The organism is Mesorhizobium sp. M6A.T.Cr.TU.014.01.1.1 (assembly GCF_004022765.1).
Classification (GTDB): Bacteria; Pseudomonadota; Alphaproteobacteria; order Rhizobiales; family Rhizobiaceae; genus Mesorhizobium; species Mesorhizobium mediterraneum.
In genome coordinates this window covers 361,784-384,376 of the sequence record NZ_RZPG01000002.1, presented here as the reverse complement: position 1 = coordinate 384,376, position 22,593 = coordinate 361,784, and the positions used below count along the sequence as shown (strand labels likewise).

Here is a 22,593-nt window from a genome sequence, read left to right as displayed (position 1 = left end):
CGGATTGCGGCTCGCCAGCGACTCTCCGCCTGGTGAACATCCTATATACTGAAACGTTACAGATTGTCACTTGCCATCGCGCAGCGGTTCGGGGCAGGTTCTCTGCACGCGCGACGTTTCATTCGAGGCAAAGTCGTTGGACGTTGGCAAGGGCTTGCCAGCGGGAAACAGAATTTGGCCGACTTTCATGCGTGCAGCATCATTTTTTGCGGTGCAACCTGTCTTGCTGCGACGCAACGGCCGGCAATTGGCCTGCGGATTTGTTCGCGGCTCGAAAAAAATGTCGAGCCGCTCCTATTTCGGGGGTTGCACGCCCAACGCAATTGCCGTATCGAAAATCTGTAACGTTTCAGATTCTGGGAGGAGCCGAAATGCGATACCAAGTCATGACCGCTGCGTTGGCGGTGACAACCGCGCTGCAATTCGCCGGCCCGTCGGCAGCGACGGATCTGGAAGTCACCCATTGGTGGACTTCGGGCGGCGAAGCGGCGGCGGTCGCCGAGTTCGCCAAGGCATTCGACGCGACAGGTAATCATTGGGTCGACGGCGCTATCGCCGGCTCCGGCGGCACGGCACGGCCGATCATGATCAGCCGCATCACCGGCGGCGATCCGATGGGCGCCACCCAGTTCAACCATGGCCGGCAAGCGGAAGAATTGGTGCAGGCCGGTCTGATGCGGGACTTGACCGATCTCGCCACCAGGGACAAGTGGGCGGAAATCGTGCAGCCGAAGAGCCTGCTCGACGGCTGCACCCTCGACGGCAAGATCTATTGCGTGCCGGTCAACATTCACTCCTGGCAGTGGCTGTGGCTGTCGAACGCGGCATTCGAAAAGGCCGGTGTGCCGGTGCCGAAGAATTGGAATGAATATGTTGCAGCTGCGCCCGCGCTGGAGAAGGCAGGCATCATACCGCTCGCGCTCGGCGGGCAGCCCTGGCAATCCTCGGGCGCCTTCGATGTGCTGCTCACGGCGGTCGGCGGCACGGACACTTTCTTGAAGGTTTATCGCGACAAGGATGCGGAATTCGCCGCCGGGCCCGAGGTCGCCAAGGTGTTCAAGGCCGCGGACGATGCCCGCAAGATGGCAAAGAACACCAATGTGCAGGACTGGAACCAGGCCACCAATCTCGTCATCTCCGCCAAGGCCGGCGGCCAGATCATGGGCGACTGGGCGCAGGGCGAGTTCCAGGTTGCCGGCCAGACCGCCGGCAAGGACTATACGTGTCTTCCCGGCCTTGGCCTGAACGAGGTCATCGCCACCGGCGGCGATGCCTTCTACTTCCCGCTGCTGCAGGACGCTGAAAAATCCAAGGCGCAGGAAGCGCTGGCCGAAACGCTGCTCGATCCCAAGACGCAGGTCGCCTTCAATCTCAAGAAGGGCTCGCTGCCGGTGCGCGGCGATATCGACCTCAAGGCCGCGAACGACTGCATGAAGAAAGGGCTCGACATCCTGGCCAAGGGCAGCGTGATGCCCTGGACGGACCAGCTGCTGTCGCAGGACACCCAAAAGCAGAAAGAGGACCTTTTCTCCGAGTTCTTCGCCAAGCCGGACATGACCGTGGAAGAAGCGCAAAAGCGCTTCGCCGACATCGTCGCCTCAGCGGACTGACGATCGACGAACCGCTCGCTCCCGGCCCGCCGCGGGGCCGGGAGCTCAGGGTCAAGGCCCTAACCCTTCGGCCTTGACCCTCCCGTCCTTACCCAATCCAGCCCGGCTGTGCAGATGAGCAAGAGCGAACGTCCCAATCAACTCTTCCGCAACCTTAACGCCAAGGTTGCCTCTATTCCGATGGTCCTCACCGCACTGGTGATCTTCGTCGGCGGCAGCGCGTGGACGGTGCTCTATTCCTTCACCAATTCGAAGCTGCTGCCGCGGCTGAACTTCGTCGGGCTCGACCAGTATTATCGGCTATGGTCGACGCCGCGTTGGCTGGTCTCCATTGAGAACCTCCTGGTCTACGGCGTGCTGTCGCTGGTGTTCTCTCTCGTGATCGGCTTCCTGCTGGCGGCGCTGCTCGACCAGAAGATCCGCTTCGAGGACACGTTCCGCACCATCTTCCTCTATCCCTTCGCGCTCTCGTTCATCGTCACCGGCCTTGTCTGGCAATGGCTGCTCAATCCGGAGTTCGGAATCCAGGGGGTGGTGCGCGGCCTCGGCTGGGAGAGCTTCAACTTCGATCCGCTCTACAATTCCGACATCGTCATCTACGGCATATTGATCGCCGCGCTCTGGCAAGGCACGGGGCTCATCATGTGCCTGATGCTGGCAGGCCTGCGCGGCATCGACGAGGATATCTGGAAGGCCGCGCGGGTGGATGGGATACCCACCTTGAAGACGTATCTCTTCATCATCATTCCGATGATGCGCCCGGTCTTCATCACCGCGCTGGTCATCATCGCTGCCGGCATTGTCAAGGTCTATGACCTGGTTGTCGCGCAGACCAGCGGCGGTCCCGGCATCGCCTCCGAAGTGCCGGCCAAATATGTCTATGACTACATGTTCTTCGCCCAGAACCTGGGCCAGGGCTTCGCCGCCTCGACCATGATGCTGCTGTCGGTGGTGGTCGTCATCGTGCCGTGGGCCTATCTCGAATTCGGAGGCAAGAAGCGTGTCTGACCATGCCGTTTCCCTGCCTGCCGGCACGGGCTCTATCGGGCTTGAGGCATCCGGGCCGCGAGGGCCGAAGCCGCGGCATGTGTTCTCGCGCCGCAACATCTTCCTCTATGGCACGCTCATCGTGGTGGCGCTGTACTATCTCCTGCCGCTCTATGTGATGGTGGTGACGTCGCTCAAGGGCATGCCGGAGATCCGCCTCGGCAACATCTTCTCACCGCCGCTCGAGATCACCTTTGAGCCTTGGGTGAAGGCCTGGTCCAGCGCCTGCACCGGCCTCAACTGCGACGGGCTCTCGCGCGGCTTCTGGAATTCGGTGCGCATCACCGTTCCGTCGGTCATCCTGTCGATCGCGATCGCTTCCGTGAACGGCTATGCGCTCGCCAACTGGCGCTTCAAGGGGGCCGACACTTTCTTCGTCATCCTGATCGTCGGCGCCTTCATCCCCTATCAGGTGATGATCTATCCGATCGTCATCATCCTGCGCGAAGTCGGCCTCTACGGCAGCCTAAGCGGCCTGGTGATCGTCCATTCCATCTTCGGCATGCCGATCCTGACATTGTTGTTCCGCAACTATTTTTCTTCCATGCCGGAGGAACTGTTCCGGGCGGCGCGCGTCGACGGCGCCGGCTTCTGGGGCATCTATTTCCGTATCATGCTGCCGATGTCGCTGCCGATCTTCGTCGTCGCCATCATCCTGCAGGTGACCGGCATCTGGAACGACTTCCTGTTCGGTGTGGTCTACACCCGCCCCGACACCTATCCGATGACGGTGCAGCTCAACAACATCGTCAACTCGGTGCAAGGCGTGAAGGAATACAACGTCAACATGGCCGCCACCATCCTGACCGGCCTGGTACCGCTCGTCGTCTACTTCATTTCCGGCAAGCTCTTCGTGCGTGGCATCGCCGCCGGCGCGGTGAAAGGATGATGATGACAAGAATGGAAAATCCCATTGGTTCAATCCAGAATCCCAGTGTCTCGATCCAGGACCTGTCGCTGAATTTCGGCGCGGTGTCGGTGCTGGAGACGCTCAACATCGATGTCGCCGAGGGCGAGTTCATCGTGCTGCTCGGGCCGTCCGGCTGCGGCAAGTCGACCTTGCTCAACTGCATCGCCGGCCTGCTCGACGTTTCGGACGGCCGCATCTTCATCAAGGGCAAGAACGTCACCTGGGAGGAGCCCAAGGACCGTGGCATCGGCATGGTGTTCCAGTCCTATGCGCTCTATCCGCAGATGACGGTGGAGAAGAACCTGTCCTTCGGGCTGCGCGTCGCCGGCATCGCCAAGGACGAGATCGCCAAGCGGATCGCGCGGGCCGCCGAGATCCTGCAGATCGAGCCACTGCTGCAACGCAAGCCGTCGGCGCTTTCGGGCGGCCAGCGCCAGCGTGTGGCCATCGGGCGGGCGCTGGTGCGCGACGTCGACGTCTTCCTCTTCGATGAGCCGCTCTCCAATCTCGACGCCAAGCTGCGGGCGGAGCTGCGTGTCGAAATCAAACTGCTGCACAGCAAGCTGCAGAACACCATGATCTATGTCACCCACGACCAGATCGAGGCGATGACGCTGGCCGACCGCATCGCGGTGATGAAGGGCGGCGTGATCCAGCAGCTCGACGCACCGCAGACGATCTACAATCGCCCGGTCAACCGTTTCGTCGCCGGCTTCCTCGGCTCGCCGGCGATGAATTTCCTCGACGGCCGGCTGGAGAAGGACGATGGCAACTGGCACTTCGTCGTGGAGGATGTGCGGATCCCGCTTGCCACCTACGCTTTCGAAAAGGAGCCCGTGCCGGGGGCGGCCGTGTTCGGTATCCGGCCCGAGCATGTCGCGTTCAACAGCGGCGCTGGATGGCCGTTCACAGCCATGTCAAATGTCGTGGTCGTCGAGCCCATGGGTTCCGACACGCTGGTCTGGCTGAAGCTCGGAAATCAGAATTTCACGGTGCGGGTGACATCTGAGCGCACGCCAAACAGCGCCGACACCGTGAGCATCGGTTTTGATCCGACGCGCGCTTCGCTGTTCGACGCCGCAACCGGCACCCGCCTTTAACTCTCCAGAACCTCAATCCCAAGAATTTCACCTCAAACACATCCATCCCCAGAGAACGGACAGAGACGATGAATTGGTCATTCCAACTTTACAGCGCCCGCAATTTCCAACCTTGGGAAGGGGTGCTCCAGATGCTCGGCGAGCTCGGCTACGCGCAAGTCGAGGGGTTCGGCGGCGTCTATGACGACCCCAAGGCATTTCGTGCCGAACTCGACAAGAACGGCCTCACCATGCCGACCGGCCATTTCTCGATGGATGCGCTCGAGAAGGATTTCGACGGCGTGCGCAAAATCGCCGATGCGCTCGGCATCACACTGCTGATCTGCCCCTATTTGGTCGCCGAGAGCAGGCCGACCGACACGGAAGGCTGGCGCGGCTTCGGAGCACGCCTGGCCAAGGTCGGCGAGACGGCTGAGAAAGCCGGCTACGGCTTTGCCTGGCACAACCATGATTTCGAGTTCAAGAAGCTTGCCGACGGCTCGGTGCCGCAGGACCATATCCTGGCGGCAGCGCCCGACATCGGCTGGGAGATGGACGTGGCCTGGGTGGTGCGCGGCGGCGACGATCCGCTGCCCTGGATCGAGAAGTATGGCAAACGCATCGCCGCCGTCCATGTCAAGGACATTGCCAAGCCCGGCGAGGGACTCGATGAGGACGGCTGGTCGGATGTCGGCCACGGCACGATCGACTGGGCTGGTCTGATCAAGGCGCTACGCGCCAAGAGCGCCGCCAAATACTACGTCATGGAACAGGACAACCCCAACGACATCGCGCGCTTCGCCCGCCGCTCGATCGCAGCCGCCAAGACCTATTAGGAGCAAACCAGCATGGCAAAAAAACTTGGGATCGGCGTCATCGGCTGCGGCAACATTTCGAAGGCGTATTTCTCGTTTGCGCCGCTGTTTCGCGGCATCGAGATGCGCGCCTGCGCGGATATCAACATGGATGCGGCCAAGGCGCGGGCGAAGGAGTTTAAGCTGCGCGCCGACACAGTCGAAGGGCTGCTCAAGGCTGACGATATCGACATCATCGTCAACCTCACCGTTCCGGCGGTGCACTATGAGGTGTCGAAACAGATCCTCGATGCCGGCAAGCACGTCTATTCGGAAAAGCCGTTCGTGCTGTCGGTCAAGGAAGGGCTCGACCTGAAGAAGCTGGCGGAGAGAGATGGACTGCGCATCGGCTCTGCGCCCGACACTTTCCTCGGCGGCGCGCATCAGCTTGTCCGCAACCTGATCGACACTGGCAAGCTCGGCAAGATCACCAGCGGCACATGCCATGTGATGAGCCATGGGATGGAGCATTGGCACCCCAATCCGGACTTCTTCTTCCAGCCTGGCGCTGGTCCGGTGCTCGATATCGGACCCTATTACATCACCAATTTGATCCAGCTGATCGGGCCGGTGAAGCAGGTGGCAGCCTTCGCTTCGATCCCGAAGACAGAGCGCACGATCTCGTCCAAGCCTCGCGCCGGCGAAAAAATCCTGGTCGCAACGCCGACGACGATCCACGGCGTGATGGAGTTCGAGAATGGCGCCGTGGTGACGCTCAACACCAGCTGGGACGTGTGGAGCCATGGCCATGCGCCGATGGAGCTCTACGGCGAGTTGGGCACGGTGTTCTTGCCGGATCCGAATTTCTTCGGCGGCGACGTTCGCGTCACCGACGCCGCCAAGCCGGTCAAGAAGCTGCCGAAATGGAAGCATCCGTTCGGCGTGCCCAACCAGATGCATTCGCATGGCATGATGGCCAACTACCGCACCGCCGGTCTCGCCGACATGGCACTGGCGATTGCGGAAGGCCGGCCGCATCGATGCTCGATGGAACTGGCGCTGCATGCCGTCGATGTGATGACCGGCATGTTGCGGTCGGGCGCGAGCGGAAAGTTCGTTGCCATGCAGACCACCTGCGAACGGCCTGCGGCACTGGGCGTCAAGGATGCGGAAGGGCTCTTGGCAAAGAAGAAAGGGCTCTTGGCGAAGAAGAAATAGGGTAAGCGCTTCAGTGATTGCGACACGTGCTGTTTACCGTCGACCCCTCTCCCCATAGAAACGGGGAGAGGCTAAGGGTGAGGGGCAGAGCCGACTCACCCTTTTTCGCGGTGGCAACTGCCGGGCTCGCTTTTGATTTGAGGATCTCCCATGCCCTATGTGCCCGCCGAAAACCGCTACGAGAAAATGATCTACAATCGCTGCGGGCGATCCGGCCTGAAATTGCCGGCGATCTCGCTCGGGCTCTGGCACAATTTCGGAAACGACACGCCGCATCGGACCAAGCAGGCGATCGCGCGCAAAGCCTTCGATCTCGGCATCACGCATTTTGACCTCGCCAATAATTACGGCCCGCCGCCCGGTTCGGCGGAGACGGCTTTTGGCGAAATCCTGTGGACGGATTTCTCCTCCTATCGCGACGAGCTGATCATCTCGACCAAGGCCGGCTATGAGATGTGGGCCGGACCCTACGGCGAATGGGGCGGGCGCAAATATGTGCTGGCCAGCCTCGACCAGAGCCTGAAGCGGATGGGGCTCGACTATGTCGACATCTTCTATTCGCACCGCTTCGACCCCGATACTCCGCTGGAAGAAACGATGGGTGCGCTCGATCACGCGGTGCGCTCGGGCAAGGCGCTTTATGCCGGCATCTCCTCCTACAATTCGCAGCGCACGCGCGAGGCCGCCGACATATTGAAGCAGCTCGGCACGCCTTGCGTCATCCATCAGCCGAGCTATTCGATGCTCAATCGCTGGGTCGAGGACGACGGTCTGCTCGATACGCTGGAGGGGCTCGGCGTCGGCTCCATCGTGTTCACGCCGCTGGCGCAAGGCATGCTGACCGACAAATATCTCGGCGGTATCCCGCAGGGCAGCCGCGCCAGCCAGGGCAAGTCGCTGAAGGCGGCCTTCATCAACGACAAGACCATCGCCAACATCAAGGCGCTGAACGCGATTGCCGGCCGACGCGGGCAGACGCTGGCGCAGATGGCGCTGGCCTGGGTGCTGCGCAAGGGCCGGGTGACCTCGGCGCTGATCGGCGCCAGCCGGCCGGAGCAGGTCGAGGACTGCGTCGGCGCGCTGAAGGTGCTCGACTTCAGCGATGCCGAGCTCGCCGAAATCGACACCTACGCACGCGAAGCCGACATCAATCTGTGGGCCGCCTCCGCCGAGCGCCAGGGTCCGCCACGGAAGTGATCCACTATGGAAGTGACTGGCAACGCATAGCCGAACACGTGCGGCGGGAACTTTCCCGCCGTTTTTACTCGGCCCGCCAATGTCTGCCTCGAAGTTTGGGCCAGCTCGGAGTTGGTCGGCTTCTGGGCCATGCCGTCACAGAAACAGTAGCAAAAACGCCCGTTCGTCGCTATCTGGATAGGACTGGAGCCGCTTGTATGCGGAAATGACGTGCGAGCGGCGCGAACGGGTTGGAAACAGGATCATGGCGGCAAGGGATGTGCTGACGAAAAACCAGTTGTGCGTGCTCGAGAAACTCGAGGCCGCCAGCGGTCCGCTCAGCGCCTATACATTGCTCGACCAGCTTCGCGAGCGGGGCTTCCGCGCACCGCTGCAGGTCTATCGCGCGCTCGACACGCTGGTTAAGTCCGGTTTCGTGCACAGGCTCGAAAGCCTCAATTCCTTTGTCGCCTGCGCCGAGCCGCACGACCACAGCCATTCGATGACCGCCTTTGCCATCTGCGACACATGCGGGCAGGTGACCGAATTTTCCGACCATGATGTCGGGCACCGGCTCGACGAATGGGTGCGCTCGACCGGCTTTGCCGCCAAGAAGGCGGTGATCGAGTTCCGCGGGACGTGCGCGAAGTGCCTGGCCAAGGCGGCTTGAGGCGCCTCTACTTCAGCGGCGGCGTTGTGGCGTTTTCGAACTCGTTCAAGAAAGTCTCATAGACCACGTACCGCGTGGTCCGATGTGCCAGCTGCTCGACAAGCAGGGGTCTTACCTCGTCCTGCCAGGATAGTTTGCCAAGTCCTGAGCCGATTTTCGGCAAGGCAACGGATTCCACCGAGTTCCTGTCGGCCCATTTTGCAAGCCCGCGAATTGCTTTGCGCAGGTAGGGAAGCGTGGCGTGGTACATATCCGGTTGCGTTGCTAAATAGATGAATCCTGGCTGGTCGCCGTCTGGCTCTGACGTCCAAAGCTGACCACCTGTAAACTTGCCGGTCCGAGCGTGTTTTTTGAACGCGGCCTGCACATTTGGCCACTTCCTCGAAATCTTCAGTGCAAGTCCGGTACCAAGGCCCTCTTGATTGCCTTCTGCCACCCCTTGGGCGATGTAGTTTTCCTCTGCTGCAAGCAGGTCTCCAGCGACAAAAACGATCATCGCACTTTCAATGCGCCTCTTCCCAATTGTTGGCGGCGCGGGCGTCGACATGCAGCGGCACCGACATCGAGACCGCCGGCATCGCGGCGTTCTCCATCACATGGCGCACGACGGGGATCGTCGCCTCGACCTCCGCTTCCACCGTCTCGAAGACCAGCTCGTCATGCACTTGCAGCAGCATGCGGGCGGAAAGCTTCGCCTTTTCCAGCGCGTCGTCCATACGTATCATGGCGCGGCGGATGATGTCGGCGGCGGTGCCCTGCAGGCGTGCGTTGATCGAGGCGCGCTCGTTGAAGGCACGGATTGAAGGGTTCGACGACCGTATCTCCGGATAATGGATGCGGCGGCCGAAGATCGTTTCGACGAAGCCGTGCTCGCGGGCATAGGCCTTGGTTGCGTCGATATAGTCGCGGATGCCGGGGAAGCGCTCGAAATATTTCTTGATGTAGGCGCCCGCCTCCTCGCGCGGGATCGAGAGCTGGTTGGCCAGGCCAAAGGCGGAAATTCCGTAGATGATGCCAAAATTGATCGCCTTGGCGCGGCGGCGTATTTCCGAGGGCATGCCCTCGACCGGCACGTTGAACATCTCCGACGCGGTGATGGCGTGGATGTCGGCGCCGTCGGCAAACGCCTGCTTGAGCTGCGGGATCTCGGCGACATGGGCGAGCACACGCAGCTCGATCTGGCTGTAGTCGGCGGAAACCAGCTTGTTGCCCTTGTCGGCGATGAAAGCCGTCCTGATCTTCCGCCCCTCGACCGTGCGTACCGGAATGTTCTGCAAATTGGGATCGGAGGACGACAGCCGGCCGGTCGTCGTCGCGGCAAGGGCGTAGGAGGTGTGGACGCGCTTCGTATCGGGATGGACGAAACCGGGCAGCGCATCGGTATAGGTCGATTTTAGTTTGGTCAGCTGGCGCCAGTCGACGATCTTGCGCGGCAGCTCGTGGCCTTCGGCGGCGAGGTCTTCCAGGAGCTGCGCCGAGGTCGACCACTGGCCGGTCTTGGTCTTGGAGCCGCCGGGCAGGCCCATCCTGCCGAACAAGATGTCGCCGAGCTGTTTCGGCGAGCCGATATTGATGCGCTCGCCGACGAGCTGGTAGATTTCATCCTCTAGCCGCGCGGCGCCCTGTGCCAGTTCGCCGGAGAGCCGCGACAGGATCTGCCGGTCGACGGAGATGCCGCGCTGCTCCATCCTTGCCAGCACCGGCACCAGCGGCCGTTCCAGCCGCTCGTAGACCGAGACGAGGCCCTTGGCGGCAAGCCGTGGTTTCAGCACCCGCCAGAGCCTGAGCGTCACATCGGCGTGCTCGGCGGCATAGGCCGTTGCCTTGTCGATATCGACCTGGTCGAAGCCGACGAAGCTCCTTCCCGAGCCGGCCAGTTCCTTGAGCGGAATGGTCGAGTGGCCGAGCCATTTTTCCGAGAGAGCCGCCATGCTGTGGCCGCCGGACGTGCCTGCATCAAGCACGTAGGAAATCAGCATGGTGTCGTCGAAGGGGGCGATATCGATGCCGTGGCGGCTCATGACGACGAGGTCGTATTTCAGCTCCTGAACGATCTTGAGAACCGACCTGTCCTCCAGCAGCGGCTTCAGAATGCCAAGCGCCTCACGGATCGGAATCTGGTTTTCGACCACTCCGCCGCCGAGCAGGTCGCCGTTGCCGCTTTTGTGGGCGAGCGGCACATAGGCGGCGCGACCGGGCGCGGTGGCCATGGAGAGGCCGATCAGCTCGGCCTGCATTGGGTCAGCTGAGGTGGTCTCGCTGTCGAAGGCGACGATGCCGGTCTCCATCGCCTCGGCCACCCACGCCTTCAGCGCTGCTGTGTCGCGGATGGTGACGTAGGCGCTGGTGTCGATCTTGCTGGCGGTGGCGTCCTCGAAGCGAAGCGCCGAGAGAAGCGAAGGGGTGTCGCCTTCCTTGGGTTCCACCTTGACGGTGGCCGGCACCGCTTCCCCGGCTTCGTCTGTCACTGCGCCTGCCGCGCTTTCGGCGGCTGCCGGCACTCCAAACCCGACATCGGGACCATGCGCGGTGTCGGCGCGCTCGATAATGACGGGAACGGCCTTGACATCAGCCGCATCCGTTCCGGTCGCTTCCGCCACGCGGCGGGTCAGCGAGGAGAATTCCATCGTCTTGAGGAAGCCGATCAGCTTTGGCCCGTCGGGCGGGTGCAACACGAAATCATCGAGCCCACCGATCCCCGGCACGTCGTTCTTCAGCGTCACCAGTTCACGCGAGATGCGCGCCTTGTCGGCATTGACGATGATCGATTCGCGACGCTTGTCCTGCTTGATCTCGCCGGCGCGCGCCAGCAGCCCGTCGAGGTCGCCGAACTGCTCGAGCAATTGCGCCGCCGTCTTCGGCCCGATGCCGGGCACGCCCGGAACATTGTCGACCGAATCGCCGGTCAGCGCCTGCAGGTCGATCATCTTTTCGGGCGGCACGCCCCATTTCTCGACGACTTCGGGAATGCCGATCTGGCGGTCCTTCATCGGGTCGTACATGCCGACCGTTGCGCCGACCAGCTGCATCAGGTCCTTGTCGGAGGAGATGATGGTGGTGTCGGCGCCGGCTTCGCAGGCAAGCCGGCAATAGGTGGCGATCAGGTCGTCGGCCTCGAAGCCTTCCATCTCGATGCAAGGCAGGTTGAAGGCCCTGGTCGCCTGGCGGATCAGGCCGAATTGCGGGATCAAATCCTCCGGCGGCGCCGAGCGGTTGGCCTTGTATTCCGGGTAGAGATCGTTGCGGAAGGTTTTCGACGAATAGTCGAAGATGACGGCGAAATGCGTCGGCACCACGCCGACATCGGTGTTGCGGGCGTCCTGCGTCAGCTTCCACACCATGTTGCAGAAGCCGAGCACGGCACTGGTCGGCAGCCCGTCGGATTTGCGGGTGAGTGGCGGCAGTGCGTGATAGGCACGGAAGATGTAGCCGGAGCCGTCGACAAGGAAGAGATGATCGCCTTTTTTCATGGGACGAAGGGATAGCGCGGCGCAGCGCCGTGGTCCATGCCAAAGGCGGCCTCAACCACCGGTTCCCGCAACATCCCTGACAAGTCGATCGGATCACGGGTATGTTACAAAAGTGTAATCTTCGTGCCCTTGAATCGCCACGTTCGGAGACACAGATAAACGCCATCGGCATTTTTCGCCGAAGTCCGGAGCAAGGCCCGTCCCCCGCCTATCCCGGACACTTGCGGCAGCCTATCCCCCCTCTCCGGGCTGCCGCATCGTTTCGAGTAAAGGCCGCCGTGGTTCCCCCTCCACCACGGCGGCATTTTTTTACCTTTCGACGCCCGTGGTCCAACGACCGCCGGCTTTTCGTTTCTGCCTCGCAGCTTTAGGGTTGCCGCTCAGAATCGAAAGGCTGATAAAAATGTCCACAATTTCCCCCGTCCTCGACCGTCTCGACAAAAATCTCGACGAGAGCCTGGAGCGCCTGTTCGGCCTGCTCAGGATCAAGTCGATCTCCACCGATCCGGCCTACGCCGCCGACTGCCGCAAGGCGGCGGAATGGCTGGTGGCGGAACTCAAGCTGATCGGGTTCGATGCCAGCGTGCGTGACACGCCAGGCCACCCGATGGTGGTGGCGCATCATGACGGGCCGGCGGGCGCGCCGCATGTCCTGTTCTACGGCCATTATGACGTGCAGCCGGTCGACCCGATCGAGCTCTGGGAAAGCGACCCGTTCTCGCCTTCGGTGAAGGAGATCGAGCCCGGCCACCAGGTGATCACGGGGCGTGGCTCGGCCGACGACAAGGGGCAATTGATGACCTTCGTCGAGGCTTGCCGTGCCTGGAAGCAGGTGCATGGCGGGCTGCCATGCCGCATCACGATCCTGTTCGAGGGCGAGGAGGAGTCCGGCTCGCCCTCGCTGAAGCCGTTCCTCGAAGCAAACGCCGCCGAACTCAAGGCCGACTTCGCGCTTGTCTGCGACACCGGCATGTGGGACCGCGATACGCCGTCGATCTGCGTCGCGCTGCGGGGGCTGGTCGGCGAGGAGATCACGGTGAAAGCCGCCGACCGCGACTTGCATTCCGGTCTCTATGGCGGTGCTGCCGCCAATCCAATTCGCATCCTGGCCAGGATCCTGGCCGACATCCACGACAAGGACGGCCATGTCACCATTCCGGGGTTCTATAACGGTGTCGAGGAGACCCCTTCGCAGATCCTGAAGTCATGGGAGACGCTCGGCGAGACCGCCGAGACATTCCTTGGGCCTGTCGGACTGTCGATCCCGTCTGGCGAAAAGGGCCGCTCGGTGCTCGAGCTCACCTGGGCGCGACCGACGGCCGAGTTCAACGGCATTACCGGCGGCTATACCGGCAAGGGGTTCAAGACAGTGATCGCAGCGGAAGCCTCGGCAAAAGTGTCCTTCCGCCTCGTCCACAAGCAAGACCCGGAAAGGATCCGCGCCGCTTTCCAGGCCTTCGTGAGGGAGCGCATCCCGGCCGACTGCTCAGTCGATTTCCACCCACATGGCGGCTCGCCGGCGATCCAGCTTTCCTACGACTCGCCGTTTCTCGCCAAGGCCAAGGACGCGCTGTCCGACGAGTGGCCGAAGCCGGCGGTGACGACGGGAAGCGGCGGCTCGATCCCGGTGGTCGGCGATTTCCAGACCTATCTCGGCATCGAATCCTTGCTGGTCGGTTTCGGGCTCGACGATGACCGCATCCATTCGCCGAACGAGAAGTACGAGATGAGTTCCTTCCACAAGGGACAACGCTCCTGGGCACGCATTCTCGATGCGCTGACACGCTGACAGGGCAAGAATTCAACTTTCTGTTGATTTTTCATCGGATCGCGGCGAGGACGGGCTAGAGCGACGTGCGTCCGGTTGGGTGCACAAATCACCGCACGGGCTGCGACCGGAGAATACGATGAGCGATATCCGCTTCCATAAGAACGACCTGCCCGGGCTCTTGCACTACGACGTCGGGTCGGTCGCAATCGACACGGAGACGCTGGGGCTCAATCCGCATCGCGACCGGCTTTGCGTGGTTCAGATCTCGCCGGGCGACGGTTCCGCCGACGTCATCCAGATCGCGCCCGGCCAGAAGAAGGCGCCAAACCTCGTCAGCCTGCTCAGGAACCGCAGCATAACCAAGCTCTTCCATTTCGGCCGTTTCGATCTCGCCGTGCTCTATAATGCCTTCGGCGTCATGCCGGAGCCGGTGTTCTGCACCAAGATCGCCTCGCGGCTTACCCGAACCTACACCGACCGGCACGGGCTGAAGGACATCTGCTTTGAGCTTCTCGGCGTCAGCCTGTCGAAGGCGCAGCAATCGTCGGACTGGGCGGCGGAGACGCTGTCTCCCGAACAACTCGAATACGCAGCCTCCGACGTGCTCTATCTGCACCAGCTGCGCGATGTGCTGACGGCCCGGCTGGCGCGCGACAACCGGACCAAGGAGGCCGAGGCCTGCTTCCGCTTCCTGCCGACGCGTGCGAAACTCGACCTGATGGGCTGGGATGAGGCAGACATCTTCGCCCACAGCTAAGGTGGAACCAGATGTTCGCCGCGACGTTCTGTCGGTCCACGGAGGGGATGAAATGGCTGCCCGGAAACCAATCGAAACGGCACCCAAGGATGGTTCCAAGGTCACCGTCTACTGGAAGGACAGCGACGGCGTGATGAACGAATCCATCGCGCAGTACCGGTCGCTCGACCGGCTGAAAGCGGCCGGCGGCGACTGGGACGAGAACGACACCGGCTGGTGGGCCTATACGGACGGTCATACGCAAAAGAAGATCGAGCCGATCAGCTGGCGGCCTGCATCGGGGGATGACGACGACGAATGACGCCGCTGGCGGGGCCGTCTCCTTTCCAATAGTTTGGGCCTGTTGCAATCGGGGGTCGATTCGGAGCTTGCTGCTCCGCGACCGTTCGCTCAGGAGGGATCTGCAATGGGCACTGAGAGCCTGCTTGTCTTCATCATCATCGGTGCGATCGCCGGCTGGCTCGCCGGCCTGATCGTCAAGGGTTTCGGCCTCGGCCTGGTCGGCAATATCGTCGTCGGCATTGTCGGTGCCTTTATCGCTGGCTGGCTCTTCCCAAGGCTGGGATTCGCGATAGGCGGCGGCATATTTGCCTCCATCGTCCACGCCACGATCGGCGCGGTCATCCTGCTCGTGCTGATCAAGCTGGTGAAGCAGGCCTGATCCTTCGAAAGACATCAAGGGCGCCATGAAACAGAACACGCTCTATCTCATTATCGGCGCTCTCGTCGTCGTGGTCATCGCGCTCGGCATCTATGTCTATCGCGAGCAAACCAGGCCGAAGGGCGTTGAGCTTAAGATCGACGATAAAGGTATTTCGATCCTGCAGAACTGAGCGCGCCGGGTTCTGCCGCGCAAGGGTGCCGATGACATTACCCCATCCTGTCCGTCGTTCTCGCCCTTCAGGCCAGGCTCTCAGGTGATATCCCGAATCGACTTCAAAGCCAGCGATTCTGTACGAGCCGCGCTCTCGACCATCGGACGCACGGAAGACCTGCGCTTTTCGCCGGACAATCGATTGCTGGCAATTGCTGGATACACGCGAGAGCGCTGTCTGATCCTGCGGGTCGACGTCGAAGCGGCGCCGAGCGGCCCACGAGTCACCGTCCATGATTTCATGGAGCTGACGTCGGAAAGCATGGGCGAGGTCCACGGTCTCGATTTCATCGATGACCGAACCCTGGTGATTGCCAATCGTGATGGGCTGGTTGCGATATTTGCCTTGCCCTCGGGAGAGCCGGCCGGCCGCCAGTGCGACATTGTACCCATTCGCGAGATCACGGGCGGGCTGTTTTGCAAGCTGAAAACGCCAGGGTCGGTCGCGGCCAGGCATGAGTCGCGTGGCCGAGTCAGCCTCCTGGTCTGCAACAATTATAGGGACCGGGTCACGCGGCATGTCGTCGACCGGTGGGGCTACCGCGCGTGGAAGAACCAGGCGCTTCTGAAGCGCGGCCTGAGCATACCCGATGGCATTGCGCTCAGTCATGATGGCCAATGGATCGCCGTCAGCAGCCACGGCACCAACGATGTGAAGCTCTACAACATGTCCGCGCGGCTGGGGCCGGATACCGAACCCGCCGGAATCCTGCAGAACGCCAATTACCCGCATGGCCTGCGTTTTACGGGCGATGACCGGCAGATCCTTGTCGCCGATGCAGGCAGCCCACTGCTTCACGTGTACGATCGCGACGCGGGCTGGAGCGGCAGCCGCACGCCCTCCCGCTCTGTTGCCGTCCTTGACGACGAGACTTTCGGGCGCGGCAGGGCCAGTGTCGAAGAAGGCGGCCCGAAGGGTCTCGACATCGATCGCTCGAACAGCGTTGTGGCGGTGACCTGCGAAGTGCAGACGCTGGCCTTCTTCTCGCTGACATCGATAACCGGTCGACCACCGAAGTTTGAGCCCAGTTAATGCAAGTCATTGGTTTTGTTGCCGCTATTGCCGACGAGACCAAAAATTGACGCCAAGGCAGGGCCGCTCCATCCTTCGACGCGCCCGGAGAGAAAAGCCAGGCCGAATATCGAATGAGAGTGACGTATCGACACATCCGCGGTATGATCTTGGCACAGGGAGTTTTGGGGCCAACCCACCTACTTTTAGGAGGTTGCCATGAGGCACCAAACACTGGACCAACTGCATACGGTGGCAAAGGTACACAGAGACCCAACACCTCCTGGAATGGACCGAACCCAGCGTCTCGAACGTTGGTCAAAACTTCTCGAACGGCAGCCCAATCGGCTCCTTACCGCACTTACCGGGACCGAATATCGTTCGTCGCCCGAGCGCGACGTAATGCGTGGCGAAGGCTCGCCAATATCGGTTGCCTTCGACGATCCGATTCTGCGCGATGAGGGGTTGAAAGACGACACTTATGGCGAAGCAAAGCGTTTCTTCGAACTGACCGACGATCAGCTCCACGAAATCGTCTGCTACTGCCATGTGGGCGAGACGATGCAATCATCCCGGGCAGCGCTTTGCGTTCGTGATGCGATCGACTAACGGATGATCCACCAAGGTGAATGACTTTGGTGACAAGTCATATGCAGATTCAATTGTTTAGAGCGCGATCGAATGTAAACCCACTTTACCGGTCGCGCTCTAATGACGGCATAAATTACGGCTACCTTGCTATGAGCGGTTCGCGCCGAACGACGGTGGCTGAGCAGTTGACGCCGAATGCGAGAAGGCGCCGCCGTCTCGCCAGGGATTCCGTTGTTGCAGACCGCCAGAAGCAAGAAACGCAGCGGTGACATGCATAACGCATTGAATTAACTTTGAACCATTTAACCCGCCCTTAAATCGCCGCATCTACTCTCCACCCCGGACGCCATGGAGCGACGTGCGACCGTTCGGACGCACAGAGTACGCTCTTGAAGCTTCGCATCGTGCTTTCCGAAAATCGATTCCGATTTCGGGCCGATGCGATAGGCATCGGGATAGACAGCACAGCGCATGGCGAACCGCAGAGACAGCCGCATCGAACCCAGCTTCGAGGGACCGCCACGGGCGAAATCCTCGGCCGGTTTTTCGGTGAGCGAGGAGGATCGCGTCGTGCCGAGCAACCGCAAGACCTCTGCAAAGCGCCAATCGGCCAAGACAAAATCGTCGCGTCGCGGACGCGGCAAAAGCGGGCGCGGCCTGTTCGGCGTGCTCGGCCGGTTGTTCTACTGGTGCTTCGTGCTGGCCATCTGGGGCGGGATCGCGACTGCCGGCATCGTCGTCTATTACGGTGCGAAAATGCCGGCTGCCACCACCTGGGCCATTCCCGACCGCGCGCCCAATATCAGGATCGTCTCCGTCGACGGAAAACTGCTCGCCAATCGCGGCATGAGCGGCGGCGAAGCCGTCGGCCTGCATGAAATGTCGGCCTATATTCCCGAGGCTGTCATCGCCATCGAAGATCGCCGCTTCTATTCGCATTTGGGCATCGATCCGATCGGTCTGTCCAGAGCCATGGTGGCCAACGTTGTCGGCGGGCGTTTTTCGCAGGGCGGCTCGACGCTGACCCAGCAATTGGCGAAAAACCTGTTCCTGACACCCGATCGCACGCTGGAACGCAAGGTGCAGGAAGTGCTTTTGGCACTGTGGCTCGAGCACAAGCACACCAAGGACCAGATCCTCGAAATGTATCTCAACCGGGTCTATTTCGGCTCCGGAGCCTATGGTGTCGAGGCGGCCTCGCGCCGCTATTTCGGCAAGAGCGCGCGCGATGTCACGCTGCCCGAGGCCGCACTCCTCGCTGGCCTGTTGAAGGCGCCGTCGCGACTGTCTCCGGCGCGTGACCCGAAGGCGGCCGAGCAGCGCTCGCAGCTCGTTCTTGCCGCCATGCGCGACGAAGGCAAGATCAGCGCCAAGGAACTGACCACGGCGATGAGCGCGCCGGCGACACGGGTGGCATCCTACTGGACGGGCTCGGAAAACTATGTCGCCGACACAATCGTGGAAGAACTGCCCGACCTGATCGGCGATGTGCGCAGCGACATCATAGTCGACACCACCGTCGACCTCACGCTGCAGAAGCTCGCCGAACAATCGATCCGCCGGCTGATCGACGGGAGCGGCAAGAAGCTCAATGCCAGCCAGGGTGTGCTGGTGTCGATCGACAATTCCGGCGCGGTGCGTGCCATGGTCGGCGGCTATGATTATTCGACCAGCCAGTTCGACCGTGCCTCGGAGGCGCGCCGCCAGCCGGGCTCGGCGTTCAAGCCCTTTGTTTACATGGCGGCACTGGAGGCCGGCCGCACGCCCGACAGCGTGCGCAATGACGCGCCGATCAGAATAGGCAAATGGACGCCAACCAATTACGGCGGCAAGTATTTCGGCAAGGTGACGCTGGCGACGGCGCTGGCGAAGTCGCTGAACTCGGTGGCCGCCCAGCTGACCATGGAAGTCGGACCTGACGCCGTGGTCGAGGCGGCGCATCGCATGGGCATCCAGTCCGACCTCACGGCCAACACCTCGATCGCGCTCGGCACATCTGAAGTGACGCCGCTGGAATTGACGTCGGCCTATGTCCCCTTCGCCAATGGCGGCTACCGGCCGGAGGTCCATTTCATCCGCCGCGTGACGACAACCGGCGGCAACGTGCTCTACGACAACAATGGCGGCGGCGCCCCGCGCGTCGTCAAGCCCGAGATCGTCGGTATGATGAACTCGATGATGACCGGCACGGTCGAAATCGGCACTGCCAGGAAGGCGGCCTTTGCCTGGCCGGCAGCCGGCAAGACCGGCACCAGCCAGAATTCGCGCGATGCCTGGTTCATCGGCTATACCGCCAATCTCACCACCGGCGTCTGGTTCGGCAATGACGATGGCAGCCCGATGAAGAAGGTCACCGGCGGCGCGCTGCCGGCGCAGGCCTGGCATGAGTTCATGGTCGCTGCGCATGAAGGCGTGCCGGTGCGGCCGCTGCCTGGAACATGGAGGTCGACGCCTCCGGATACGATCGTGCAGGACGAAATACCGTCCAACACGGCGCAACCGGTGCCGTCCGCTTCGGTTGGCCAATCCGCGCCGTCCGCCCAAAAAGCGTCATCGCCTCGCGCTGTGCGTCCCGCCGAAACGATCGATGGCGGCGGCTTCGGCATCCCGGGCGGTGACAGCGCCACCGCATCGATCAAGCGCCCGGTGCCGCCGGGCGATGTCGGCGGCCCGGTCAAGAAGCGGCAGACCTCGATCCTCGACATCCTCACCGGCGGCTGACCCCGTCGTCATCGCCGCCGTGTTCCGCTACATCTCCGGGTTAAAAGTGCTAGAGCGTACTTTGTGCGTCCAAAGGGACGCACGTCGCCCTAGAGAGATCGCGAATGGCCGAAACCGACACCAGAAAGACAATCGTGCTGACCGGCGCAAGCCGCGGCATCGGCCATGCCACGGTCAAGCGCTTTTCGCGCGAAGGCTGGCGCGTCATCACCTGCTCGCGCCAGGCCTTTGCCGAGGACTGCCCGTGGCCGGCCGGTCCGGAAGACCACATCAAGGTCGATCTCGCCGACCAGGAGGATGTCGGCATCGCGATCTCGGAAATCCGCCATCGGCTGGAGGCGCATGGCGGCCAGCTTCATGCGCTGGTCAACAATGCCGGCATCTCGCCGAAGCTCAAGGACGGCAACAGCCGCATGAATTCGATTGACACGCCGATGCATGTCTGGCGCGACGTCTTCCAGGTCAATTTCTTCGCGCCGATCATGCTGGCGCGGGGGTTGTTCAAGGAGTTGGCGTCGGCCAAGGGGTCGATCGTCAACGTCACCTCGATCGCCGGCACCCGCGTGCATCCCTTCGCCGGCACCGCCTATGCGACATCGAAGGCGGCGCTCGGCTCGCTGACGCGCGAAATGGCCCATGATTTCGGCCCGCACGGCATTCGCGTCAACGCCATTGCGCCGGGCGAGATCGATACGGCGATCCTGTCGCCGGGCACCGAAAAGATCGTCGAGACGATTCCCCTGCGGCGGCTGGGCACCACGGCCGAAGTCGCCGACATCATCTTCTTCCTGTGCTCGCAGCAGGCGTCCTATGTGACGGGCTCGGAAATCCACATCAATGGCGGCCAGCACGTGTGAGACTTGAGGCTAAGGACTGCTCATCCGGTTATGGTGAGAACAGCCTTACCGCTGATGCTGCGCCGTCGCAGTGCGTCCAGGGTTTGGGCGATGTCTGTCCACTGCACGGTCAAGGCCACGCGGGTTTCTAGCCGGCCAGCCGCGACCAGAGCGAGCAGCGAGGCGATGTCCGCGCCAATGCCCGGACCAGAGGCGTAGTACGCGAAAGTCTGAAGCCTCGCCCCCTCGTGACCCGGAACGAACTGGCGGAATCCAACTGATGTGAGTTCGCCACTGCTCGAACCGAACATGACGATGATCCCGCCGGGTGTGACACGTTCGATCGCGTGTGCGAGGCTTTCACCGCCGACTGACTCGGCGATCAGCGAAAACGGCCCCTCAGCCAATTCGATCGACTCGACAACTTGTTCGGCACCCAGGCGGCGGAGATCCTCGCCGTGCCGGGCGGCGGCGATCGCGGTCACAGACGCGCCCTGCTGGCGGGCGATCTGGATCTGGAAACGACCGACCGCACCGCTTGCGCCGGTGATCAGGACCTGCTGGCCGGCCAGCTCGCCGCCATGGCGCAAAGTCCTTAGCGCCGTCGTACCCGCGACCGGAAGCGTGGCTGCGGAAACGAAGCTGACGTCATCCGGCAGGACGGCGAGGCGGTCGGTTGAAACGGCGACACGTTCGGCCCAGCCGGCCTGGTCGACCAAAGCCGCAACCCGGGTGCCTACGGCTGGCCCGGAGCCATCGGCTGCTGCCCGTTCGACAACCCCAACGATGTCCTGGCCGGGTATCCAGCCGTTCGGACGTATGGTGAGCAGGCGCAGTTCGCCGCGGTTCAACGAGGTTGCGTGGACCGAGACAAGCGCCTCGTTCGCGAAGGGCTGAGGTTCCTCGAACTCGGCGAACCTCAGCCCGGTGGCGCTGTCGGGAGACGTGACTAGGGCGAGCATGGGGATCATACCTTCTGGCCGGTTTGTGGACGCCAGCTTCCCCTGGAAATCACGGCAAGCTGACCCTCTCAGAGTACCCATCGAGATCGCAAGTCATGCCGGCGACGGGCGCGCGCAGCGTCAACGCGATCAACTGCTGCCTGCCATATTTTTGACCGTGGGGCGCAAACCGGAGCCTATCGACTTCCTCGGTTAAAGAATTTAGCTATTATGGCAATTGATCGCTAAAAATCGCCAATCATGAGACAGCCTCTTCGCTACCCATGGCTCAATTTCGATGTGGATGATGTGCTCGCGCCGGCAATCGCTGTGCGCGTTGACGTCACCGAAACCAGAGCGGAGGTGCCCGTCCATCGGCACCGCAAAGGCCAACTCGTCTTCGCGCTCGGAGGCGGCGTCACATGCCACGTTCCAAGCGGCCTATGGATGGTGCCGCCTCATTGCGGGGTCTGGATTCCCGGCGACATGGAGCACAGCAATGTTGCGACGGCCAACGCCCTGATTTTTTTCGTGTACGTTGAGCCGGGAGCCGCCGATCTGCCGGACCGGTGCTGCACCCTTTCGATCTCGCCGCTGCTCCGCGAACTGATCATCGAGCTGTCCGATGGCGTGCAGGAAGACCGCGCGAGGGATGAGCTTTTGACCAAGACCCTGCTTACCGAACTGCCGCGTATGCCTGTCCAGCGGCTGCATCTGCCGATCTCGTCCGAGCCACGCTTGAGGAGGATCGCCGAAGCGTTGGCGCAAGACCCTGCCGACCGTAGCACTCTGGCAGAATGGGCCAACCGCGTTGCGCTCAGCGAGAGCAGTCTCGCCCGCCTCGTGGTTAAGGAGACGGGGCTGAGCTTCGGGCGCTGGCGCCAGCAATTGCACTTGATCGTCGCAATTCGAGAACTGGCCTCCGGTGCCAGCGTCCAGCAGGTCTCGGGTGATCTCGGCTATGGTTCCGTCACGGCCTTCATCACCATGTTCAAGAAGGCGCTTGGGAAGCCGCCGGCAAAATACCTCGGCAGTATCAGTCAAAATGGTGGCTCTGCATTCGTGGCGTGATCAACTCGCCTGCGGGCGGACGGTTGAGATCGACTGTGCAATCTG

Annotated in this window: 21 protein-coding genes; 18 read left to right on the top strand and 3 right to left on the bottom strand. The window is 62.0% G+C overall.

What is annotated here, in order from left to right; translation table 11 throughout:
- Positions 1-371: 371 nt before the first annotated feature.
- The 8 genes from EN885_RS04350 to EN885_RS04315 all read left to right on the top strand — a co-directional run bounded on the left by EN885_RS04350 (position 372) and on the right by EN885_RS04315 (position 8,504).
- Positions 372-1,610, top strand: a complete 1,239-nt coding sequence (locus EN885_RS04350) for an ABC transporter substrate-binding protein (protein ID WP_128243619.1) — start codon at positions 372-374, stop codon at positions 1,608-1,610.
- 114 nt (positions 1,611-1,724) lie between these two features.
- Positions 1,725-2,618 (top strand): sugar ABC transporter permease, encoded by an 894-nt coding sequence (locus tag EN885_RS04345; RefSeq protein WP_127204949.1) that lies wholly within the window; start codon positions 1,725-1,727, stop codon positions 2,616-2,618.
- A complete protein-coding gene (locus EN885_RS04340) occupies positions 2,611-3,546 on the top strand; it encodes a carbohydrate ABC transporter permease (RefSeq protein ID WP_127204948.1) in 936 nt (311 codons plus the stop codon). The genes EN885_RS04345 and EN885_RS04340 overlap by 8 nt, the downstream gene beginning before the upstream one ends.
- Positions 3,547-3,557: 11 nt before the next feature.
- Positions 3,558-4,667, top strand: a complete 1,110-nt coding sequence (locus EN885_RS04335) for an ABC transporter ATP-binding protein (RefSeq protein WP_128243618.1) — start codon at positions 3,558-3,560, stop codon at positions 4,665-4,667.
- Positions 4,668-4,735: 68 nt separating this feature from the next.
- Positions 4,736-5,482, top strand: a complete 747-nt coding sequence (locus EN885_RS04330; RefSeq protein WP_127204946.1) for a sugar phosphate isomerase/epimerase — start codon at positions 4,736-4,738, stop codon at positions 5,480-5,482.
- A 12-nt stretch (positions 5,483-5,494) separates the two neighbouring features.
- Positions 5,495-6,658, top strand: a complete 1,164-nt coding sequence (locus EN885_RS04325) for a Gfo/Idh/MocA family oxidoreductase (protein ID WP_127204945.1) — start codon at positions 5,495-5,497, stop codon at positions 6,656-6,658.
- Between the two features lie 150 nt (positions 6,659-6,808).
- Positions 6,809-7,855, top strand: a complete 1,047-nt coding sequence (mgrA, locus tag EN885_RS04320; protein ID WP_128243617.1) for an L-glyceraldehyde 3-phosphate reductase — start codon at positions 6,809-6,811, stop codon at positions 7,853-7,855.
- 244 nt (positions 7,856-8,099) lie between these two features.
- Positions 8,100-8,504, top strand: a complete 405-nt coding sequence (locus EN885_RS04315; RefSeq protein ID WP_127204944.1) for a Fur family transcriptional regulator — start codon at positions 8,100-8,102, stop codon at positions 8,502-8,504.
- Between the two features lie 7 nt (positions 8,505-8,511).
- On the opposite strand, the gene EN885_RS04310 is transcribed toward EN885_RS04315, so the two are convergent.
- Both EN885_RS04310 and polA read right to left on the bottom strand, forming a co-directional pair.
- Positions 8,512-9,000: a macro domain-containing protein gene (locus EN885_RS04310; RefSeq protein ID WP_127204943.1), complete on the bottom strand. Its 489-nt coding sequence runs from the start codon at positions 8,998-9,000 to the stop codon at positions 8,512-8,514.
- Between the two features lie 7 nt (positions 9,001-9,007).
- A complete protein-coding gene (gene polA, locus EN885_RS04305) occupies positions 9,008-11,974 on the bottom strand; it encodes a DNA polymerase I (RefSeq protein WP_128243616.1) in 2,967 nt (988 codons plus the stop codon).
- A 403-nt stretch (positions 11,975-12,377) separates the two neighbouring features.
- Between polA and EN885_RS04300 the strand changes: the two genes are divergently transcribed.
- The 9 genes from EN885_RS04300 (at position 12,378) to EN885_RS04260 (ending at position 20,557) form a co-directional block, all read left to right on the top strand.
- Positions 12,378-13,763: a M20/M25/M40 family metallo-hydrolase gene (locus tag EN885_RS04300; RefSeq protein ID WP_095488473.1), complete on the top strand. Its 1,386-nt coding sequence runs from the start codon at positions 12,378-12,380 to the stop codon at positions 13,761-13,763.
- A gap of 118 nt (positions 13,764-13,881) precedes the next feature.
- Positions 13,882-14,502 (top strand): ribonuclease D, encoded by a 621-nt coding sequence (locus EN885_RS04295; RefSeq protein WP_095488337.1) that lies wholly within the window; start codon positions 13,882-13,884, stop codon positions 14,500-14,502.
- A 52-nt stretch (positions 14,503-14,554) separates the two neighbouring features.
- Positions 14,555-14,803 (top strand): hypothetical protein, encoded by a 249-nt coding sequence (locus tag EN885_RS04290; RefSeq protein ID WP_127204940.1) that lies wholly within the window; start codon positions 14,555-14,557, stop codon positions 14,801-14,803.
- Positions 14,804-14,908: 105 nt separating this feature from the next.
- The gene (locus EN885_RS04285; protein WP_127204939.1) at positions 14,909-15,163 is read left to right on the top strand and encodes a GlsB/YeaQ/YmgE family stress response membrane protein; all 255 of its coding nucleotides are present in this window, start codon (positions 14,909-14,911) and stop codon (positions 15,161-15,163) included.
- Positions 15,164-15,188: 25 nt separating this feature from the next.
- Positions 15,189-15,335, top strand: coding sequence for a hypothetical protein (locus EN885_RS04280; RefSeq protein WP_127204938.1), 147 nt, complete (start codon positions 15,189-15,191; stop codon positions 15,333-15,335).
- 303 nt (positions 15,336-15,638) lie between these two features.
- Entirely contained in the window at positions 15,639-16,409 is a 771-nt protein-coding gene (locus EN885_RS04275; protein ID WP_245492997.1) for a lactonase family protein, read from the top strand.
- 198 nt (positions 16,410-16,607) lie between these two features.
- Positions 16,608-16,997, top strand: a complete 390-nt coding sequence (locus EN885_RS04270; RefSeq protein WP_095488347.1) for a hypothetical protein — start codon at positions 16,608-16,610, stop codon at positions 16,995-16,997.
- A 453-nt stretch (positions 16,998-17,450) separates the two neighbouring features.
- A complete protein-coding gene (locus EN885_RS04265) occupies positions 17,451-19,700 on the top strand; it encodes a transglycosylase domain-containing protein (protein WP_128243614.1) in 2,250 nt (749 codons plus the stop codon).
- A 104-nt stretch (positions 19,701-19,804) separates the two neighbouring features.
- Positions 19,805-20,557 (top strand): SDR family oxidoreductase, encoded by a 753-nt coding sequence (locus tag EN885_RS04260; protein ID WP_023675240.1) that lies wholly within the window; start codon positions 19,805-19,807, stop codon positions 20,555-20,557.
- Positions 20,558-20,577: 20 nt separating this feature from the next.
- On the opposite strand, the gene EN885_RS04255 is transcribed toward EN885_RS04260, so the two are convergent.
- The gene (locus tag EN885_RS04255) at positions 20,578-21,498 is read right to left on the bottom strand and encodes a zinc-binding dehydrogenase (RefSeq protein ID WP_128243653.1); all 921 of its coding nucleotides are present in this window, start codon (positions 21,496-21,498) and stop codon (positions 20,578-20,580) included.
- 240 nt (positions 21,499-21,738) lie between these two features.
- Between EN885_RS04255 and EN885_RS04250 the strand changes: the two genes are divergently transcribed.
- Positions 21,739-22,548 (top strand): helix-turn-helix transcriptional regulator, encoded by an 810-nt coding sequence (locus EN885_RS04250; protein ID WP_128243613.1) that lies wholly within the window; start codon positions 21,739-21,741, stop codon positions 22,546-22,548.
- Positions 22,549-22,593: the final 45 nt, after the last annotated feature.

Coding starts and splice junctions, on each gene's coding strand:
- EN885_RS04270 (WP_095488347.1), top strand. CDS start 16,608: ATGAGGCACCAAACACTGGACCAACTGCATACGGTGGCAAAGGTACAC.
- EN885_RS04250 (WP_128243613.1), top strand. CDS start 21,739: ATGAGACAGCCTCTTCGCTACCCATGGCTCAATTTCGATGTGGATGAT.
- EN885_RS04350 (WP_128243619.1), top strand. CDS start 372: ATGCGATACCAAGTCATGACCGCTGCGTTGGCGGTGACAACCGCGCTG.
- EN885_RS04325 (WP_127204945.1), top strand. CDS start 5,495: ATGGCAAAAAAACTTGGGATCGGCGTCATCGGCTGCGGCAACATTTCG.
- EN885_RS04260 (WP_023675240.1), top strand. CDS start 19,805: ATGGCCGAAACCGACACCAGAAAGACAATCGTGCTGACCGGCGCAAGC.
- EN885_RS04310 (WP_127204943.1), bottom strand. CDS start 9,000: ATGATCGTTTTTGTCGCTGGAGACCTGCTTGCAGCAGAGGAAAACTAC.
- EN885_RS04275 (WP_245492997.1), top strand. CDS start 15,639: ATGGGCGAGGTCCACGGTCTCGATTTCATCGATGACCGAACCCTGGTG.
- EN885_RS04265 (WP_128243614.1), top strand. CDS start 17,451: ATGGCGAACCGCAGAGACAGCCGCATCGAACCCAGCTTCGAGGGACCG.
- EN885_RS04295 (WP_095488337.1), top strand. CDS start 13,882: ATGAGCGATATCCGCTTCCATAAGAACGACCTGCCCGGGCTCTTGCAC.
- polA (WP_128243616.1), bottom strand. CDS start 11,974: ATGAAAAAAGGCGATCATCTCTTCCTTGTCGACGGCTCCGGCTACATC.
- EN885_RS04330 (WP_127204946.1), top strand. CDS start 4,736: ATGAATTGGTCATTCCAACTTTACAGCGCCCGCAATTTCCAACCTTGG.
- EN885_RS04285 (WP_127204939.1), top strand. CDS start 14,909: ATGGGCACTGAGAGCCTGCTTGTCTTCATCATCATCGGTGCGATCGCC.
- EN885_RS04335 (WP_128243618.1), top strand. CDS start 3,558: ATGGAAAATCCCATTGGTTCAATCCAGAATCCCAGTGTCTCGATCCAG.
- EN885_RS04280 (WP_127204938.1), top strand. CDS start 15,189: ATGAAACAGAACACGCTCTATCTCATTATCGGCGCTCTCGTCGTCGTG.
- mgrA (WP_128243617.1), top strand. CDS start 6,809: ATGCCCTATGTGCCCGCCGAAAACCGCTACGAGAAAATGATCTACAAT.
- EN885_RS04345 (WP_127204949.1), top strand. CDS start 1,725: ATGAGCAAGAGCGAACGTCCCAATCAACTCTTCCGCAACCTTAACGCC.
- EN885_RS04290 (WP_127204940.1), top strand. CDS start 14,555: ATGGCTGCCCGGAAACCAATCGAAACGGCACCCAAGGATGGTTCCAAG.
- EN885_RS04315 (WP_127204944.1), top strand. CDS start 8,100: ATGGCGGCAAGGGATGTGCTGACGAAAAACCAGTTGTGCGTGCTCGAG.
- EN885_RS04300 (WP_095488473.1), top strand. CDS start 12,378: ATGTCCACAATTTCCCCCGTCCTCGACCGTCTCGACAAAAATCTCGAC.
- EN885_RS04255 (WP_128243653.1), bottom strand. CDS start 21,498: ATGCTCGCCCTAGTCACGTCTCCCGACAGCGCCACCGGGCTGAGGTTC.